This is a genomic window from Dyella ginsengisoli (assembly GCF_044904665.1).
In the GTDB taxonomy this organism is placed as follows: Bacteria; Pseudomonadota; Gammaproteobacteria; order Xanthomonadales; family Rhodanobacteraceae; genus Dyella_A; species Dyella_A ginsengisoli.
Map to the genome: position 1 here is coordinate 1,074,918 of NZ_JADIKM010000001.1, position 15,570 is coordinate 1,090,487.

The 15,570-nt window shown below is 66.3% G+C and carries 14 protein-coding genes and 3 tRNA genes; 14 read left to right on the forward strand and 3 right to left on the reverse strand.

Annotated elements, in window-relative coordinates; all coding sequences use genetic code 11:
* The first annotated feature begins 72 nt into the window (after positions 1-72).
* On the forward strand, positions 73-1,473 hold the full coding sequence (gene ppnN / locus ISP17_RS04815) for a nucleotide 5'-monophosphate nucleosidase PpnN (protein WP_404630562.1): 1,401 nt from the start codon (positions 73-75) through the stop codon (positions 1,471-1,473).
* Between the two features lie 63 nt (positions 1,474-1,536).
* Positions 1,537-1,613: transfer RNA gene (locus tag ISP17_RS04820), tRNA-Asn, on the forward strand.
* A 64-nt stretch (positions 1,614-1,677) separates the two neighbouring features.
* On the opposite strand, the gene ISP17_RS04825 is transcribed toward ISP17_RS04820, so the two are convergent.
* Positions 1,678-2,238 carry a GspH/FimT family pseudopilin gene (locus ISP17_RS04825; RefSeq protein WP_404630564.1) on the reverse strand — a complete coding sequence of 187 codons (561 nt, stop codon included), beginning with the start codon at positions 2,236-2,238 and terminating at the stop codon, positions 1,678-1,680.
* Between the two features lie 151 nt (positions 2,239-2,389).
* Here ISP17_RS04825 and uvrB point away from each other — a divergent pair, with 151 nt between their 5' ends.
* From uvrB to ISP17_RS04840, 3 genes are all read left to right on the forward strand, one after another.
* Complete coding sequence (uvrB, locus tag ISP17_RS04830; RefSeq protein ID WP_404630566.1) at positions 2,390-4,420, forward strand: excinuclease ABC subunit UvrB; 2,031 nt, start codon at positions 2,390-2,392, stop codon at positions 4,418-4,420.
* Positions 4,421-4,478: 58 nt separating this feature from the next.
* Positions 4,479-4,553: transfer RNA gene (locus ISP17_RS04835), tRNA-Val, on the forward strand.
* Between the two features lie 132 nt (positions 4,554-4,685).
* Positions 4,686-5,135 carry a CopD family protein gene (locus ISP17_RS04840; protein ID WP_404630568.1) on the forward strand — a complete coding sequence of 150 codons (450 nt, stop codon included), beginning with the start codon at positions 4,686-4,688 and terminating at the stop codon, positions 5,133-5,135.
* A gap of 12 nt (positions 5,136-5,147) precedes the next feature.
* Here the strand turns inward: ISP17_RS04840 and ISP17_RS04845 are convergent, their stop codons facing one another.
* A complete protein-coding gene (locus ISP17_RS04845) occupies positions 5,148-6,515 on the reverse strand; it encodes an alpha/beta hydrolase family protein (RefSeq protein ID WP_404630570.1) in 1,368 nt (455 codons plus the stop codon).
* A gap of 142 nt (positions 6,516-6,657) precedes the next feature.
* A complete protein-coding gene (locus tag ISP17_RS04850; RefSeq protein WP_404630572.1) occupies positions 6,658-7,668 on the reverse strand; it encodes an NAD-dependent epimerase in 1,011 nt (336 codons plus the stop codon).
* A 257-nt stretch (positions 7,669-7,925) separates the two neighbouring features.
* On the opposite strand from ISP17_RS04850, the gene thrS reads away from it, so the two are divergent.
* The 9 genes from thrS to ISP17_RS04895 all read left to right on the forward strand — a co-directional run bounded on the left by thrS (position 7,926) and on the right by ISP17_RS04895 (position 15,512).
* Positions 7,926-9,827 carry a threonine--tRNA ligase gene (thrS, locus tag ISP17_RS04855; RefSeq protein WP_404630574.1) on the forward strand — a complete coding sequence of 634 codons (1,902 nt, stop codon included), beginning with the start codon at positions 7,926-7,928 and terminating at the stop codon, positions 9,825-9,827.
* Positions 9,828-9,872: 45 nt separating this feature from the next.
* Positions 9,873-10,397, forward strand: coding sequence for a translation initiation factor IF-3 (gene infC, locus ISP17_RS04860; RefSeq protein ID WP_404631443.1), 525 nt, complete (start codon positions 9,873-9,875; stop codon positions 10,395-10,397).
* A gap of 257 nt (positions 10,398-10,654) precedes the next feature.
* Positions 10,655-10,852, forward strand: coding sequence for a 50S ribosomal protein L35 (gene rpmI / locus ISP17_RS04865; protein ID WP_038615747.1), 198 nt, complete (start codon positions 10,655-10,657; stop codon positions 10,850-10,852).
* Between the two features lie 15 nt (positions 10,853-10,867).
* Complete coding sequence (rplT, locus tag ISP17_RS04870) at positions 10,868-11,227, forward strand: 50S ribosomal protein L20 (RefSeq protein WP_017463630.1); 360 nt, start codon at positions 10,868-10,870, stop codon at positions 11,225-11,227.
* A gap of 102 nt (positions 11,228-11,329) precedes the next feature.
* The gene (gene pheS / locus ISP17_RS04875) at positions 11,330-12,325 is read left to right on the forward strand and encodes a phenylalanine--tRNA ligase subunit alpha (protein ID WP_404630577.1); all 996 of its coding nucleotides are present in this window, start codon (positions 11,330-11,332) and stop codon (positions 12,323-12,325) included.
* A 21-nt stretch (positions 12,326-12,346) separates the two neighbouring features.
* A complete protein-coding gene (gene pheT / locus ISP17_RS04880; protein ID WP_404630579.1) occupies positions 12,347-14,725 on the forward strand; it encodes a phenylalanine--tRNA ligase subunit beta in 2,379 nt (792 codons plus the stop codon).
* A 1-nt stretch (position 14,726) separates the two neighbouring features.
* Positions 14,727-15,026, forward strand: a complete 300-nt coding sequence (gene ihfA, locus ISP17_RS04885; RefSeq protein WP_404630581.1) for an integration host factor subunit alpha — start codon at positions 14,727-14,729, stop codon at positions 15,024-15,026.
* Positions 15,007-15,369, forward strand: coding sequence for a MerR family transcriptional regulator (locus tag ISP17_RS04890; RefSeq protein ID WP_404630583.1), 363 nt, complete (start codon positions 15,007-15,009; stop codon positions 15,367-15,369). Before ihfA ends, ISP17_RS04890 begins: the two co-directional genes overlap by 20 nt.
* Positions 15,370-15,435: 66 nt before the next feature.
* Positions 15,436-15,512, forward strand: a tRNA-Pro gene (locus ISP17_RS04895).
* The last annotated feature ends 58 nt before the right edge of the window (positions 15,513-15,570 follow it).

The window sequence follows — 15,570 nt, forward strand, 5'->3', positions numbered from 1 at the left end:
GCAGGGGATGCTTGGCGGTCCGCCACGGCGCTGCATGAGGCAGTGGGCCGTCAGCGGCAGGAGAGTTTGCGGATGAACGAGATTCACGCCGGCGTCGCCGGCAAGGCGGCCACCGTCAGCGCGCGCATTTCGCCCGCCGGTGGCCTGGACATTCTTTCGCGCAACGAAGTGGCGCGGTTGCGCGATGCCAGCGGTTCGGGCATGCACGCGCTGCTGCGACGCTGTGCGCTGGCCGTGCTGACCTCAGGCAGCATGAGCGACGATCCCCGCTCGATGTTCGAGCAGTACCCGCACTTCGACATCCAGGTGCTGCAGCAGGATCGCGGCATCAAGATCGAGCTGACCCACGCGCCGGCGCAGGCGTTCGTGGACGGCCAGATCATCCGCGGCATCAACGAGCTGCTGGTGGCGGTGGTCCGCGACATCGTCTACGTGTCGACCCAGCTGGAGCAGGGCGGTTTCGATCTCGACGACACCGTGGGGCTGACCCATGCGGTGTTCGAGATCCTGCGCAATGCGCGCATCCTCAAGCCGCAGATCGATCCGAACCTGGTGGTGTGCTGGGGTGGCCACTCGATCTCGCGCGACGAGTACGAATACACCAAGCAGGTGGGCTACCAGCTCGGCCTGCGCGGCATGGACATCTGCACCGGCTGCGGTCCGGGCGCGATGAAGGGTCCGATGAAGGGCGCCACCATCGCCCACGCCAAGCAGCGGCGGCGCAACAACCGCTACATCGGCATCACCGAGCCGGGCATCATCGCGGCCGAGTCGCCGAACCCGATCGTCAACCAGCTGGTGATCATGCCGGACATCGAGAAACGGCTGGAGGCCTTCGTGCGCATGGGCCACGGCATCATCGTGTTCCCCGGCGGCGTGGGCACGGCGGAAGAGATCCTCTACCTGCTCGGCATCCTGCTGCACCCGGACAATGCCGGCGTGCCGTTCCCGCTGATCTTCACCGGACCGCGGCAGTCGGCCGCCTACTTCGAGCAGATCGACCGCTTCCTGCGCCTGACGCTGGGCGAAGAGGTGGCGCAGCACTACCAGATCATCGTGGACGACCCTGCGGCCGTGGCGCGGGCGATGGTCAAGGGCGTGGACAAGGTGCGCAACCATCGCCTGGACAACAAGGATGCGTTCTTCTTCAACTGGGCGCTCAATATCCCGTTCGCCTTCCAGGTGCCGTTCCGCCCGACCCACGAGGCGATGCGTGCGCTGGCGATCCATCGCGAGCGTCCACGCCATGAGCTGGCCGCGGATCTGCGTCGCGCGTTCTCCGGCATCGTCGCGGGCAACGTGAAGGAAGAGGGGGTGCGTGCCATCGAGCAGCACGGGCCGTTCGACATCGACGGCGAGCCGGACATCATGCGTTCGCTGGACGAGCTGCTGCAGGCGTTCGTGGCACAGCACCGCATGAAGCTGCCGGGCGGCACGGCCTACGAGCCTTGTTATCGGGTGCGCGCAGCCTGAGCGAAAACGAGGCGTCCGGCGTCTTGACAGCCCCGGTCTCCCTCGACAAACTACGCAGCTCACGCCCGAATAGCTCAGCTGGTTAGAGCACTTGACTGTTAATCAGGGGGTCGTTGGTTCGAGTCCAACTTCGGGCGCCATCTTCAGCAAAACGCCGGCCTTGTGCCGGCGTTTTTGCGTCCGGGCGACCACGCCCTGCGCGGTTCAGCCGTCAACTGCGCAGGCCGCGGACTGGGCGGCCGAGGCCGTGTCGCCGCGGACCCGGCCGGCGTTGGACACGACCACGTTCAGCGCTTGCCCCGGCCTGCCGGCGAGGCACACCGTGAACGTGAGATTGCTGCCTGCGGCGCTGCCGTCAGGATGGAAGCGCACCCGGTATCGGCCCGTGCTGCTGCGAACGTGAAGTTGCGTCTCGCTTGCCGTGCCGGTGTAGAGGGCCTGGTGATCGGGCTGGTTGTCTGCGTCGCGATCTTCGGCAATCAGCCAACCTTGGTCCCAGACGGAAGTTGCCTGACAGGCGACGCCGTCGCTGCTGGGGCAGAACACTACCGGCACGCCGTGGGTGATGGCCGCTTCGCGGGCATGCTGCAATCCGGCGATATAGTCCATCTGCATGGACTGCAGCCGGTTGCGCGAGACCAATCCGCCCAGTGAGGGTGCGGCGATGCTGACCAGCACGGCCACGATGGCCAGCGCCATGATCTGCTCGATGAGGGTGATGCCGGCCTGCCCGGCCTGCCCCTGGTGTCCGTTTTGATCTGGCATGCCTGCGTTCCTGCGTGGCCTCAGGCGATGCTAGACACGGCAGGACGGGCCGACTGCCACCCGATGCGGCCATCGGTCGTCGGAGGCTGCTGACAGGTGCTGTCAGGAGGGGCGATTTAAAATGCGGGTCCGCGCCCGCATGTCGACGGCCATGACTGAACGATTCGAGCTCGTTTCTCCCTATCAGCCGGCGGGTGATCAGCCGCAGGCCATCGAGCGCCTGAGTGAGGGCTTCGAGGCCGGCCTGGCCGCGCAGACGCTGCTGGGCGTGACCGGGTCGGGCAAGACCTACACCATCGCCAACGTGATCCAACGGGTGCAGCGGCCGACCATCGTGATGGCGCCGAACAAGACGCTGGCGGCGCAGCTGTATGGCGAGTTCAAGGAATTCTTCCCGAACAACGCGGTGGAGTATTTCGTCAGCTACTACGACTACTACCAGCCCGAGGCTTACGTGGTGGCCTCCGATACGTTCATCGAGAAGGACGCCTCGATCAACGAGCACATCGAGCAGATGCGGCTGGCGGCGACCAAGGCGCTGCTTTCTCGGCGTGATTCGATCATCGTGGCCACCGTCTCGGCGATCTACGGCCTGGGTAATCCGGAGGACTACCTCTCGCTGCGGCTGATCCTGGCCCGCGGCGAGCGCATCGATCAACGCCAGCTGATCCGCCAGCTCACCGAGCTGCAGTACAGCCGCAACGAGATGGAGCTGCGCCGCGGCACCTACCGCGTGCGCGGCGAGATCATCGATGTGTTCCCGGCCGAGTCGGAAACCGAAGCGCTGCGCATCGAGCTGTTCGACGGCGAGGTGGAGAACCTGGCGCTGTTCGATCCGCTCACCGGTGAAGTGATCCGCAAGGTGCCGCGCTACACGGTGTATCCGCGCACCCATTACGCCTCCACCCGTGAGAGCGTGCTCAACGCGATCGAGACGGTGAAGGTTGAGCTGAAGGAGCGTCTGGACCAGCTCTACGCGAACAACAAGCTGCTCGAAGCGCAGCGGCTGGACCAGCGCACGCGCTTCGACATCGAGATGATGGCCGAGGTCGGCTACTGCCAGGGCATCGAGAACTACTCGCGGCATCTCACCCGCCGGCAGCCCGGCGAGCCGCCGCCCACCCTGTTCGACTACCTGCCGGCCGACGGCCTGCTGGTGATCGACGAGTCGCACGTCACCGTCCCGCAGCTGGGCGCCATGTACAAGGGCGACCGCTCGCGCAAGGAGACGCTGGTGGAGTTCGGTTTCCGCCTGCCCTCGGCGATGGACAACCGACCGCTGCGCTTCGAGGAGTGGGAGCAGCGCGTGCCGCGCGCCATCTACGTCTCCGCCACGCCGCGCGACTACGAGCTGGAGAAGTCCGGCGACGCGGTGGTGGAGCTGGTGGTGCGCCCGACCGGCCTGGTTGATCCGGAAGTGGAAGTGCGCCCGGTGCGCACTCAGGTCGACGATCTGCTCGGCGAAGTGCGCAAGCAGATCGCGCTGGGCGACCGCACCCTGGTCACCACGCTGACCAAGCGCATGGCCGAGAACCTCACCGAATACCTGGCCGAGCACGACATCAAGGTGCGCTACCTGCACTCGGACATCGAGACGGTCGAGCGCAGCGAAATCATCCGCGACCTGCGGCTGGGCGAGTTCGACGTGCTGGTCGGCATCAACCTGCTGCGCGAAGGCCTGGACATGCCCGAAGTGTCGCTGGTGGCGATCCTCGATGCCGACAAGGAAGGCTTCCTGCGCTCCACCGGCTCGCTGATCCAGACCATCGGCCGCGCCGCGCGCAACGTGCGTGGCCGGGCCATCCTCTACGCCGACGAAGTCACCCGCTCGATGCGGGCGGCAATGGACGAGACAGCGCGGCGACGCGAGAAGCAGATCGCCTGGAACGCATCGCAGGGCATCACGCCGCAGACGGTGGTGCGGCGCATCGCCGACATCATGGAGGGGGCGCGCAGCGAGGCACCCGGACGCGGGCGTGGCAGCCGGCGCGGTGGCCGCGAGCGCGAGCAGGCGGTGGCCGAGTCCACGGGCGAGTACGACGCGCTCACCCCGGCCCAGTTGTCCGCTGCAATCAAGAAACTCGAGGCGCAGATGTACAAGCACGCCCAGAACCTGGAGTTCGAGGAGGCCGCACGCATGCGCGACCGGATCGGGCAACTCCGCGAGCAAGCGCTGCGTTGATCGCGGTGATGCGGTTGTTGCGCGCGTTTTGCGGCTTTGGCTATACTTCGCGGCTCTTGGGCGGTTAGCTCAGCGGTAGAGCACTACCTTGACATGGTAGGGGTCACAAGTTCGATCCTTGTACCGCCCACCAAGACACCGGCGACGGGTCGGCCCTTTGGGTCCGAAGCCAGCCAAGGCAACACGATTCAGCAGAACGGCGCCGCCCTCGGGTTGGCGCCGTTTTTGTTTCCACGCCCGCTGCCGGGCCTGCGGAGCTGTCGAGATGATCTACCTGTGGACCAAGTCCCTGCACCTGCTGTTTGTCATCGCCTGGATGGCGACGGTGTTCTACCTGCCGCGCATCCTGGTGAACCTGGCCGAGGCCGGTGACGATGCGGCGGTGCGCGCTCGCCTGCACCTGATGGGGCGCCGGTTGTACAAGTTCGGCCACAACATGTTCGGCCTTGCCTTTGTGCTGGGACTCGCGCTCTGGCTGGGCTGGCACGTGTTTCCGCAGTCGCTGCCGAACGTGGTCGGATCGATGCACTGGATCGACGCCAAGTTGACCCTGGTGGCGGTGCTGCTGGCGTACTTCATCTGGTCCGGACGGCTGCTCAAGCGCAGCGAGCAGGGTGGTGCGCTGCCCTCGTCGCGCGCGCTGCGCTGGCTCAACGAGCTGCCGGTGCTGCTGCTGCTCGGCGTTATCTTCCTGGTATTGGCCAAGCCGTTCTGATCGGCCTGGCGGTTATGGAAGGGCGTCATTGGGCGCTGTTTTCTCCGTCACGCGTCGATCGCTGTGGCGATCCCGCCAAGTGGTCGAGGCACTGTCCGTGCGCGTGATGCGGGCCTGGCCGTAAGCGCCGACGAGGCTGCCGTGCCGGGCGAAATCGGCGAGCATGCGGAAGTAGCCTGGCGCATAGCGGGTGGAAAGGCGCTCGCCGTGCGGCCCGATCTCGAACTCGGTCATGCCGTGTTCTGCGCCGGGATAAAGCGCCAGGGTGATCGGGTGCCGTGCGGCGATCAGGCGCTGGAGCCGACGCGATGTTTCCGCACTCGGCGCCTCCAAGTCCATCCCGCCCAGCACCCAGAGCTGCGGCACGGTCACTGCGGAGAGGGTCGGCATCGGGTCGTAATGGAAGGGCGTGCCGAAGTGGAAGGCGCCGGACTTGGCGACGATCTGCTGCCGGCTTAGCGGGAGCACCACCCAGGTGTAGTTGCCGTGCACATCCTTGTACCAGGGCTCGTGGCGGTACCTCGCGCGGATCGCGTCCAGCGCGTCCAGGCCCTCGGTGGCACCACTGGCGATCACACGCTCGGCCGCGGCACCAATGGCCTGGCCTTTGGCGACGATGTCGGGGCGGTAGCCCTTGAGCTGCATCTCCAGGGCGATCTCCTGCTGGTCCTCATCGATCACCGAGACGGCCAGGCCGAAACTGACGATCGCGAAGTCCACCGGTGCGCGCCGGGTCGCCAGCGGCACCACCCAACCTCCCTGGCTGCCGCCCTGGTAGCCGATGCGGCTCAGCCGTCGGCCAGCCAGCCGGCGTGCCTCGCGCATCGCAGCGACCGCGTCGTCGGCGAGCAGGTCGAAGTCCTGCGTGTACTGGCCGCCGGATCTGCCAGTGCCGCGCTTGTCGTAGACGAACGCACCTACGCCCTGCGACGGCAGCAGCCGTTGCAGGTAGTTGAAGCGGCGCGCGGAATCGTGCTCGGCTCCATGCACCAGCACCACCACCGGAACGCGCGACTTTCCGGGCGGCAGCAGCAGCCGGCCGACCAGCGTGGTGCCGCGCGAAACAAAACGGGTTTCGGTCACCGCCAGCGGCAGGCGCCGGCCAGCGAGGCCGCCGAAATGCAGGCCTTCCGTCGGACAGGCATGAAAGCTGACCTCGATGCCGTCGGCCCGGCCGGTCCAGCCGTAGCTGCTTTGCCAATGGCCAGGTGCGGCCTGCCTGAGCGCTCCGCTCGTACCGTCGAGCTTGCGCCAGCGCAGTGTGCCGTTGTCGGACGGTCCGATGTCGACGTCTTCGCCATCGGCGAGGCGATAGATCCCCACTTCGCAGCGGTCGGCGGCGTGGCTCGCCAACGGCAGGCTGGCGAAGAGCAGCGCCAAGGCGCCGGCAAAAACGGCGTGTGCGTGTGATACGGCCATGGAATGCTCCGGCTGCCCGCTTGATCGGGCCCATGCGAACCGGATACGTGTTCTGGCTCGCTGGTTGCAGCGCGCCTCCGGAGAACGGAGCTTCCCAGGGGGCTCAGCCCCGTTCGTGATACTCCCGGTACCACGCCACGAAGCGCGCCACGCCCTCTTCGATGGAGGTGTTCGGCGCATAGCCCACGTCGCGCCGCAGGGCGGAGACGTCGGCCCAGGTATCGGGCACGTCGCCGGGCTGCATCGGCAGCAGGCGCTTTTCCACGGTGCGGCCCAGCGCCTGTTCCATCAGCTCGATGAAGCGCAGCAACTGCACCGGCTGGTCGTTGCCGATGTTGTACACGCGGTAGGGCGCGTTCGATGTGCCCGGGTTGGGATGCATCGGGTCGTAGGACGGATCGGCCTGTGCGGGGTGGTCGAGCGTGCGGATCACGCCCTCGACGATGTCGTCGATGTAGGTGAAATCGCGGCTGTGATTGCCGAAATTGAACACGTCGATCGGCTCGCCGCGGCTGATGCGTTCGGCAAACAGCATCGGCGACATGTCCGGCCGGCCCCACGGGCCGTACACGGTGAAGAAGCGCAGTCCGGTGGTCGGCAGGCCGTAGAGGTGGCTGTAGGTGTGCGCCATGAGCTCGTTGGCCTTCTTGGTCGCCGCGTACAGGCTGACCGGATGGTCCACGGCATCCTCGACCGCAAATGGAAGCTTGCGGTTGGCGCCGTATACCGAGCTGGACGAGGCGTAGACCAGGTGCTCCACGCCGTGGTGCCGGCAGCCTTCCAGCACGTTGGTGAAGCCGACCAGGTTGCTGGACACGTAGGCCTGGGGATTCTTCAGCGAATAGCGCACGCCCGCCTGGGCGGCGAGGTTGACCACCCGCTGCGGCCGGAAGGTCGCGAAGGCGTGCTCGATTGCCGCCGCATCGGCCAGGTCGGCGCGCTGGTGCGTGTAGTGCGGATGGTCGACGAACCGCGCCAGTCGCGCTTCCTTGAGGGCCGGATCGTAATAGTCGTTGTGGTTGTCCAACCCCCACACCTCCTCGCCGCGGTCGAGCAGGCGTTGCGCCAGGGCGGCGCCGATGAAACCGGCCGTACCGGTGACCAGGATGCGCATGGAGGAAGCCGAGGCAGAGTGGGAATTCCCTCATTCTAGCGCCGCCAGTGCAAAGCGCCCGCTGGCGCGGATCGACGGCCGTTTCTGGGCTAGACTAGCGTTCTGTTTCGACCTTTCCTGACAAGGTGACCCGCGTCCCGAGCGCCGGTCGAGTGTGCGACATGTCCACTACTTCCCGCCCACGCTGAATCTTCATCGCGCCTTGTCATACGAAAAGGGCGTCACGCCCTTTTCTGCTTTCTCCGAGAGACCCTTTCATGATCGAGATCACCCTTCCCGACGGCAGCAAGCGGCCGTTCGAGCACCCCGTGACCGTGCAGGACGTGGCCGCCTCCATTGGCGCCGGTCTGGCCAAGGCCACCCTGGCCGGCAAGGTGGACGGCAAGCTGGTGGATGCCGGCTTCACCATCGACCGCGACGCCAGCCTGCAGATCGTCACCGACAAGAGCCCCGAGGCGCTGGAGATCCTGCGCCACTCCACCGCCCACCTGATGGGCCAGGCCGTGCAGCGCCTGTTTCCCGGTGCGCAGGTGACGATCGGCCCGGTGATCGAGAACGGCTTCTACTACGACTTCGCCTACGAACGGCCCTTCACTCCGGAGGACCTGCCGAAGATCGAGGCGGAGATGCACAAGATCGTCGACGAACAGCTGGCGGTGACGCGCAGCGTGAAGTCGCGCGACGAGGCGATCGCGTTCTTCCGCGGCCTGGGCGAGGAGTACAAGGCGCAGATCATCGAGTCGATCCCGTCGAACGAGGAGCTGTCGCTGTATTCGCAGGGCGAGTTCACCGACCTGTGCCGCGGCCCGCACGTGCCCAACACCGGCAAGCTGCGCGCGTTCAAGCTGATGAAGGTGGCTGGCGCCTACTGGCGCGGCGATTCCAGCAACGCGATGCTCAGCCGCATCTACGGCACCGCGTGGCTCAACGACAAGGATCTGAAGGCCTACCTGCACCAGTTGGAGGAAGCCGAGAAGCGCGACCACCGCAAGATCGGCAAGGCGCTGGACCTGTTCCACCAGCAGGAAGAAGGCCCCGGCATGGTGTTCTGGCACCCCAAGGGCTGGGCGATCTGGCAGCAGGTGGAGCAGTACATGCGCGGCGTGTACAGGAAGAGCGGCTACCAGGAGGTGCGCTGCCCGCAGGTGCTGGACGTGTCGCTGTGGAAGAAGTCCGGCCATTGGGACAACTACGCCGAGAACATGTTCTTCACCGAGTCGGAGAAGCACACCTACGCGCTCAAGCCGATGAACTGCCCCGGCCACGTGCAGATCTTCAACACCACGCTGCACAGCTACCGCGAGCTGCCGATCCGCTATGGCGAGTTCGGCGGTTGCCACCGCAACGAGCCCTCCGGCGCACTGCACGGGATCATGCGCGTGCGCGCCTTCACTCAGGACGATGGCCACATCTTCTGCACGGCCGAGCAGATCGAGTCGGAAGTCACCGCGTTCCACCAGCAGGCGATGCAGGTCTACGCGGACTTCGGCTTCCAGGACATCGCGCTGAAGATCGCGCTGCGGCCGGATAAGCGCATCGGCACCGACGAGGTGTGGGATCGCGCCGAAGCCGCGCTGCGTGCCGCGCTGTCGGCGGCCGGCGTACAGTGGGAGGAGCTGCCGGGCGAGGGTGCCTTCTATGGCCCGAAGATCGAGTACCACATGAAGGACTCGATCGGCCGTGCCTGGCAGGTCGGCACCATGCAGGTGGACTTCATGATGCCCGAGCGGCTGGGGGCCGAGTACGTCGACGAGCAGTCGCACAAGCGCCATCCGGTGATGCTGCACCGGGCCATCGTCGGCTCGATGGAGCGCTTCATCGGGATCCTGATCGAGCACCACGCCGGGCTGCTGCCGGCCTGGCTGGCGCCGGTGCAGGCAGCGGTGTTCTCGATCACCGACGCGCAGGCCGATTATGTCCGCGAAGTGACGCAAACCCTTGTCGACAAAGGTTTCCGGGTCGAGGCCGATTTGCGCAACGAAAAGGTCGGCTATAAAATCCGCGAACACACCTTGCAGAAGGTGCCGTACTTGCTTGTCGTGGGTGATCGCGAAAAGGAAGCCGGCGCCGTTTCTGTGCGTACCCGTTCGGGCGAGGATCTGGGCAGCATGCCGCTGGCCGCCTTCATCGAGCACTTGCAGGCCGAGATCGGACGCTGAGGCGCTCCATCCGGTCCACTGACACTTCTTCTGGAGGATAGTGGTATCGCTACCACCGACACTAAGGGCAACCGCCGCAACCTCGAAATCCGCGTCCCGCGGGTTCGCGTCATCGGTCCGGATTCCGAGCAGATGGGCATCCTCACGCGTGACGAGGCGCTGCGTGCTGCCGAGGAATTCGGCCTCGACCTGGTCGAAATCCAGCCCAACGGCGACCCGCCGGTCTGCCGCATCATGGATTACGGCAAGTTCAAGTTCGAGGCCCAGAAGAAGGCTTCGGCCGCCAAGAAGAAGCAGAAGCAGGTCGAGATCAAGGAAGTGAAGTTCCGCCCCGTCACCGACGTGGGCGACTACCAGATCAAGCTGCGCAACATGCTCCGCTTCCTGGAAGAGGGCGACAAGGTCAAGGTCACCATCCGCTTCCGCGGTCGCGAGATGTCGCACCAGGACCTGGGCCAGAACCTGGCCAAGAAGATCCAGGAAGACGTGGGCGAGAACGGCCAGATCGAGTCCTATCCGCGTCTGGAAGGCCGACAGATGGTCATGATGATCGGGCCCAAGAAGAAATAAGCATTCCGGCGCCCCCGGCGCTGGTGGCTTTCCGTAGGAGCGCACCCTGTGCGCGAATGCTTTCCGTCAGGTGACGAAGAGCATCGCGCGCAGGGTGCGCTCCTACTGGTATCAGGGCCCACAAGCCCGTATAATTGCTGGTTCGACCCACACGGACGGGTCGTGAACCGATGTCGGCAGGATGGAAAGCGTGTCCGCAAGGGCGCCGCCGAATCAGTCAGAAACCGGGTTGCAAGACCCACTCATGGAGCATTCCCATGCCCAAGATCAAGACCAACCGGGCGGCGGCGAAGCGTTTTCGCAAGACCGCTTCCGGCAAGTTCAAGGCAGGCCACGCGTTCAAGTCGCACATCCTGACCAAGAAGTCGACCAAGCGTAAGCGCGGTCTCCGTGCCACCAACCACGTCAAGGCGTGCGACACCAAGGGTGTGGCTCGCATGTTGCCGTACCTCTAAGGCAGGAGACCTACCATGGCTCGTGTAAAGCGTGGCGTCACCGCCCGTCGTCGTCACAAGAAAATCATCGGCCGCGCCAAGGGCTACTACAACGCCCGCCGCAAGGTCTTCCGCGTTGCCAACCAGGCCGTCATCAAGGCGGGTCAGTACGCCTATATCGGTCGCAAGCAGCGCAAGCGTCAGTTCCGCGCCCTGTGGATCGTGCGCATCAACGCTGCCGCCCGTCAGTTCGGCCTGTCCTACAGCCGCCTGATCAATGGCCTGGCCAAGGCCGGCATCACGGTTGATCGCAAGGTGCTGGCGGATATCGCGGTGCACGACATCAAGGCGTTTGGCGCGATCGCGGAAAAGGCGAAGGCCAGTCTGGCTGCTTGATCGTTCGGGCGCTCGCGCGCCGACGATATGATGTAAAGCAAGCGGGGAGGAGGCCAACGCCTCCTCCCCGTTTTTGTTTGGGCATTCACCGGAATCGCATCGATGGACGATCTGGACAGCCGCGCCGCGCAGGCGCTGGCCGATATCGAACAGGCCACCTCGCTCGACGCGCTCGACGCCTTGCGCGTCGGCCTGCTCGGCAAGAGCGGCATCGTCACTGCCGCGCTGAAGTCGCTGGGCGCGCTGGCGCCTGAAGAGCGCAAGGCCCGCGGTGCCGAGGTCAACCGAGTCAAGGACCGGCTGGCCGACGCGCTGGCTGCGCGCAAGGCGACGCTGGAGCAGGCCGAACTGGACCGGCGCCTCGCCTCCGAAACCATCGACATCAGCCTGCCCGGCCGCGATGGCGAACGGGGCGGCATCCATCCGATCACCCGGGCGCTCGAGCGCATCGCGTCGATCTTCGCGCGGCTGGGCTACCAGCGCGCCGACGGTCCGGAGATCGAGGACGACTGGCACAACTTCGAGGCGCTGAACTTCCCGCCGCACCATCCGGCGCGTGCCATGCACGACACCTTCTACTTCGGTGACGGCCGGCTGCTGCGCACGCATACCTCACCGGTGCAGATCCGCTCGATGAAGGGGCGCCAGCCGCCGATCCGCATCATCGCGCCGGGCAAGGTCTACCGCAGCGACTCGGACCAGACCCACTCGCCGATGTTTCACCAGATCGAGGGCCTGCTGGTCGACGAAACCTCCAGCTTCGCCGATCTCAAGGGTACGCTGGCCGAGTTCGTGCGCGCGTTCTTCGAGCGCGATTTCGAGATGCGCTTCCGTCCCAGCTACTTCCCCTTCACCGAGCCCTCGGCCGAGGTGGACATCCGCTGGGAAACCGAGGACGGCCAGAGCCGTTGGCTGGAGGTGCTCGGCTGCGGCATGGTCCACCCCAACGTGCTGGCCAACTGCGGCATCGATCCGGAGCGCTACACCGGCTTCGCCTTCGGCCTGGGCGTGGAGCGCTTCGCCATGCTGCGCTACGGCGTCTCCGACCTGCGCGCGTTCTTCGAGAACGACCTGCGCTTCCTCAAGCAGTTCGCGTAAGCCGGCAAGGAATCAACAACGATGAAATTCTCCGAGAACTGGCTGCGCGAGCTGGTCGAGATCCAGGCCGACCGCGCCCAGCTGGCCCATGCGCTGACCATGGCGGGCCTGGAAGTTGAGGAACTCACCGCGCTGGGCGAGGGCCTGGACGGTGTGGTGGTGGCCGAGATCGTGGCCGCCGAAAAGCATCCGGAAGCCGACCGCCTGCAGGTCTGCCGCGTTAATGCGGGGCAGGGCGAGCTGCTGCAGATCGTCTGCGGCGCGCCGAACGCGCGCGTCGGCATCAAGGTGCCGCTGGCCACGGTCGGCGCGTCCTTGCCTGGTGGTGTCGCGATCAAGGCGGCCAAGCTGCGCGGCGTGGAATCGTTCGGCATGCTGTGCTCGGCCAAGGAGTTGGGCGTCGATGCCGACGCCTCCGGCCTGCTGGAACTGCCGCTCGACGCACCGGTTGGCCAGCCGCTGGCGACCTACCTCGGCCTGCCCGATGCGAGCTTCGAGCTCAAGCTCACCCCGAACCGCCCGGACTGCCTGGGCCTGGTCGGCCTGGCGCACGACGTGGCGGCGCTGTTCGGCAGCCACGTGAAGGTGCCGGCTCAGGGCGCTGCTCCGGTGTCCGGAGCCGCCCGCCGCGGCATCCGGCTGGAGGCCGGCAAGGATGCGCCGCGCTATCTCGGCCGGGTCATTGAGGGCATCGACGCCAGCGCGCGCACGCCGCTGTGGATGGCCGAGCGCCTGCGCCGCGCCGGCCTGCGGCCGATCAGCGCGGTGGTCGACGTGACCAACTACGTGATGCTCGAGCTGGGTCAGCCTATGCACGCGTTCGATAACGACGCGCTCGACGGTGACATCGTGGTGCGCCACGCCGCGGCAGGCGAAACGCTCAAGCTGCTCGATGGCAGCGAAGCTACGCTCGACGGCGGCTTCGTGGTGATCGCCGACGAACGCAAGGGCCTGGCCGTGGCCGGCGTGATGGGCGGGTATGACTCGCGGGTCACCGACGCCACCGCCAACGTGTTCCTGGAATCGGCCCACTTCGCACCGGCGGCGATCATGGGCAAGGCACGCAAGCTCGGCCTGCACACCGATGCCTCGCACCGATTCGAGCGTGGCGTCGATCCGGCGCTGCCGCAGCGCGCACTGGAGCGCGCCACCGAGTTGTTGCTGGCGATCGTCGGCGGTCAGGCCGGTCCGGTGCTGGTGGCCGAGCGGCCGGAAGACCTTCCGCAGCCGGTGCCGGTCGCGTTGCGTCGGGAGCGGCTCCGTCGCGTGCTGGGCGTCACCGTGGACGACGCCGAAGTGGCGCGCATTTTCACCGCGCTGGGCATGCAGGTGGCGCCCACCGCCGATGGCTGGACCGTCACCGCGCCAAGCAGCCGCTTCGACATCGAGCGCGAGGAAGACCTCATTGAGGAGGTGGCGCGCATCTTCGGCTACGACAACATTCCCACCCACACGCCGGCCGGCGCGCTGACGCTGGCCGCCGAGCCGGAAGCGCGCATCGGCGACCTCGCCCTGCGCGAGCAGCTGGCCGCGCGCGGCCACCACGAGGCGGTGAACCTGTCGTTTGTGTCGGCCGAGTTGCTGGCGCGCTGGGGCTTCGCCGACGCGCTGGTGCCGCTGGCCAATCCGCTGTCGGCCGACCTGGCGGTGATGCGGCCGTCGCTGCTGCCCGGGCTGGTCGAATCGCTGCGTCACAACCGCGCGCGCCAGCAGGAGCGGGTGCGTTTGTTCGAGGTGGCCCGGGTGTTTGCCGCCGGCGATCCGCCAGTGGAAACGCCGAGCCTGGCCATCGCCGCCTGCGGCAGCGCCCGGGCCGAGCAGTGGGGCGAGAGCGCGCGCGCGCTGGACTTCTTCGACCTCAAGGGCGACCTGGACGCCATCATCGCCTGGGGCGGCGAGCCGCAGCGCTGGTCAGTGCATGCCGATCAGTTGCCGGCCTGGCTGCACCCGGGCCGGGGCGCCCGCGTGGCACGCGACGGTGCCACCGTCGGCTACCTCGGTGCGCTGCACCCGCAGCTGGCCAAGGCGCTGGACCTCGGGCCGGACGTGCACGTGCTGGAAGTGGCGCTCGAACCCCTGCTGGACCGGCGCCTGCCGCGTGCACGATCGGTGCCGCGCTTCCCCTCGGTCCGCCGCGATCTCGCGCTGGACCTGCCTGAGGCGGTGCGCTGGTCACAGATCGAGCAGGTGGTCCGTGACACGCTCGGCGGCGTGCTCAGTCAGCTCAAACTGTTCGACCGCTACAGTGGCAAGGGGGTCGAAGCAGGCCGAAAAAGCCTCGCTATGGGCTTGATTTTGCAGGACGCTTCACGCACGCTTACCGACGACGACGCGGACCGTTGCGTACGTGAGGCGGTCACTGCGTTGGAGAAGGCATGCAAGGCAAGGTTGCGAGGTTGAGATGGCGCTGACCAAGGCGGAAATGGCCGAGCGCCTGTTCCTCGAGGTGGGCCTCAACAAGCGTGAGGCGAAGGAGTTCGTGGACGCCTATTTCGAGGTGGTCCGCGAAGCGTTGGAAAAGGGGGAGCAGGTCAAATTGTCCGGTTTCGGCAACTTCGACCTGCGTATGAAGAACCAGCGTCCGGGACGCAACCCGAAGACGGGCGAAGAGATTCCGATCTCCGCCCGCCGGGTTGTGACGTTCCGTCCGGGTCAGAAACTCAAGGTGCGGGTCGAGAGCTATGCTGGACCAAGGGAATAACACCGAGCTTCCAGCCATTCCGGCCAAGCGCTACTTCACCATCGGTGAGGTGAGTGAGCTGTGCGGAGTGAAGCCGCACGTGCTGCGCTACTGGGAGCAGGAGTTTCCTGCCCTCAATCCGGTCAAGCGTCGCGGCAACCGTCGCTATTACCAGCGCCACGACGTGCTGATGATTCGCCAGATCCGCTCGCTGCTGTACGACGAGGGCTTCACCATCACCGGCGCTCGCGCCCGGCTGGAAGGCCCGCAGGCGCGGATGGAAGCGAGCATGTCGCACCAGATCGTGCGCCAGGTGCGCATGGAACTGGAAGAAATCCTCAGCCTGCTGCGCCGTCCAAGTTGATCGGTACGTCCCGAGGCTTCCGGCTGCTGCCGGCTAGCTGCTAGACTTGCTGACTTGTTCGATCGTCGGGGCGTAGCGCAGCCTGGTAGCGCATCTGCCTGGGGGGCAGAGGGTCGTCGGTTCGAATCCGGCCGCCCCGACCAATCGGAACAAGAAGAAACGGCGCCCTTGGGCGCCGTTGCCGTTTGCGCAATGCAGAAC